At 30.0% G+C, this 2414-nt stretch carries 3 protein-coding genes; 1 reads left to right on the forward strand and 2 read right to left on the reverse strand.

Annotation, left to right across the window (positions count from 1 at the left end; translation table 11 throughout):
- The coding region (locus tag ACTG3V_RS14355; protein ID WP_439132863.1) for a CpsB/CapC family capsule biosynthesis tyrosine phosphatase at nucleotides 1-285 on the forward strand (285 nt) is incomplete at its 5' end.
- A 125-nt stretch (nucleotides 286-410) separates the two neighbouring features.
- On the opposite strand, the gene ACTG3V_RS14360 is transcribed toward ACTG3V_RS14355, so the two are convergent.
- Both ACTG3V_RS14360 and ACTG3V_RS14365 read right to left on the reverse strand, forming a co-directional pair.
- The gene (locus ACTG3V_RS14360; RefSeq protein WP_439132864.1) at nucleotides 411-1028 is read right to left on the reverse strand and encodes a class I SAM-dependent methyltransferase; all 618 of its coding nucleotides are present in this window, start codon (nucleotides 1026-1028) and stop codon (nucleotides 411-413) included.
- 65 nt (nucleotides 1029-1093) lie between these two features.
- Complete coding sequence (locus ACTG3V_RS14365) at nucleotides 1094-2056, reverse strand: YpdA family putative bacillithiol disulfide reductase (protein WP_439132865.1); 963 nt, start codon at nucleotides 2054-2056, stop codon at nucleotides 1094-1096.
- Nucleotides 2057-2414 lie beyond the last annotated feature (358 nt).

Below are 2414 nucleotides of genomic sequence, written 5' to 3' on the forward strand. Positions count from 1 at the left end.
GCACATCCTGAGCGTTACAACAGTTATCATACCAATTTTAGAATCTATCAAAAATTAAAGAATGCAGGCTGTTTATTTCAATTAAACTTGCTATCGCTCACCGAAAATTATGGGAAAGGTGTTCAAAAAACAACAGAAAAGCTTTTAAACGAAAACATGTATGATTTTGTGGGTACAGATACGCATCATTTTAATCATTTAGAGGGATTGAAAAAAATAAGTACGAAGAAAAATTTAAAAAAATTAGAGCATCTACTTTTAAACAACAAAAAATTTATTGAATAAAATTTAGTTTATTTTATAGCTTTCTATTAAAAATTCAATACTCTTTAGAGAAATAGGTTAATCTTAAGCTAAACATTTATTTATAGTTACATTTAGAAACATAAAATTAACTACAGTAAATCAACTTAAAAAACCTCAAACAACCAAGTTACAATTACACCTTTATTATTTTGTAGGGTATGTCTTAGCATTTCTTGTTTTGATTTGGGTTTAAAATAAAAAGGTGCTGCTAAAATATCAAGTCCGCTTTGTTTTTTTATTCTAATTCCTTGACCTGATATAATATCTTTATTAGCGATAAAGGTTCCATTTGGTAAATGTTCTGTAAGAATTACGTATTTATAATTGGCTAATTTAGCAACAACTTTTTCGACTTCTGTGTTGGACAAATGTTGTAATACTTGCCTTAATATAACACAATCAGCTTGAGGTAACGTATCTTTTACAATATCTAAACATCGAAATTCTAAATGAGTTGCTTTAAAGTTTTTGGAATTATAAGCAATTAAAGGTGCAACAATATCTACTGCACAATATGTTTTTGCTAAATGAACAAGTTGTTTACCAATATTAAAATCGCCACAACCTAAATCGCATATGGTTAAAGGCTCATCAAACGAAGTTAAAAAAGTACGCACTTTATCAACATAAGGTTCTACCAATTCTAGTTGATGAGAACCAAAACCTGAGTAAAATTTATCTTCATTAGTGCCCCAAAGATTTAAATCGTAAATCTGTTCCATTGCCTGTTTTGTTGGCCAAGGTTTTTTACTTTTTTTGAGTCGCTTTTTATCCATGAAGATTAGGCCTATTTACTCAAAATACTTTTAACAATCATTTTTGCGTGTACCCTAGAATTTTCTATAAACCATTTGTGAGTTTCCATACCTCCACAAATAACCCCTGCTAAATACAATCCGTTTACATTTGTTTCCATGGTTTCTGGATTGTAGGTTGGAATTTTTTTATCGTCTTTAGATAATGCCACACCCATCTTTTCTAGAAAGGAAAAATCAGGTTGATAACCTGTTAAAGCCAACACAAAATCGTTTTCTAAGGTAAGGTTACCTTCAGGTGTGGTTACCAAAATTTCATTTTGCTTAATTTCTAAAACTTGACTTTGATAAAAGGCTTTAATAGAGCCTTCTTCTATTCTGTTGATAATATCTGGACGCACCCAATATTTTACACGCTGCCCAACTTCCGCTCCACGAATAATTAAAGTAACCTCTGCTCCTTTTCGATAACACTCTAAAGCAGCATCTATAGCTGAATTACTTGCACCCACAATCGCCAATTTTTGACCTGCATAAAAATGTGGTTCTTTGTAATAATGAGCAACTTTTTCTAAATCTTCTCCAGGAATATACAAAGTTTTAGGGATATCATAAAAACCAGTAGCCAATACAACATTTTTTGCGATATAATGGCTCTTATTAGTTTTTATATTAAAAAATGCTTCATTTTTCTGTATGGATGTTACTTTTTCAAAAAGGTTGATATGAAGTTTATTTGAAGTTGTAATTCTTCTATAATACTCTAAAGCCTCACTTCTACTAGGTTTTGCAGCTTTACTGATAAAAGGAATACCATCAATTTCTAATTTTTCTGAAGTAGAGAAAAACTGCATATTTACAGGATAATTATACAAGGAATTTACAATAGGGCCTTTCTCTAAAATAACATAAGATAAACCTTTTTGCTTTGCTTCTAATCCGCATGCAATTCCTATAGGTCCTCCACCAACAATAACAACATCAAATTCTTTCATTTTTCTCTTTTAAATTTCTACAAAGTTACAATCTAAATCACTTTTATGTGCCTAAAAGTTCAATTTTACCAATAGAATCAAGGAACTGCATGTTGAGCACCAACTAAAGGCTTAAAATTTTGTAGTAAGTTTTATAAATAATTGCGTTAAGGATTGAAGTGGAAATCCTTTTTATGCTTTTTGGTAATTCAATTGCCCTATAAAAAGTAGTTAAAGATTATAAACTAAATGTTTCTCAATACAAAAAGCATAAAAAGATTGGAACGTAAAGCCTGACTTTAATGGATCAAGTTCAAAAGTTGTGTGTAAATTGATTTAGATTTTAGATTTTTGCAAAAAGATTAAGATTTGGAATTAA

Source organism: Polaribacter sp. (assembly GCF_965660385.1).
In the GTDB taxonomy this organism is placed as follows: domain Bacteria; phylum Bacteroidota; class Bacteroidia; order Flavobacteriales; family Flavobacteriaceae; genus Polaribacter.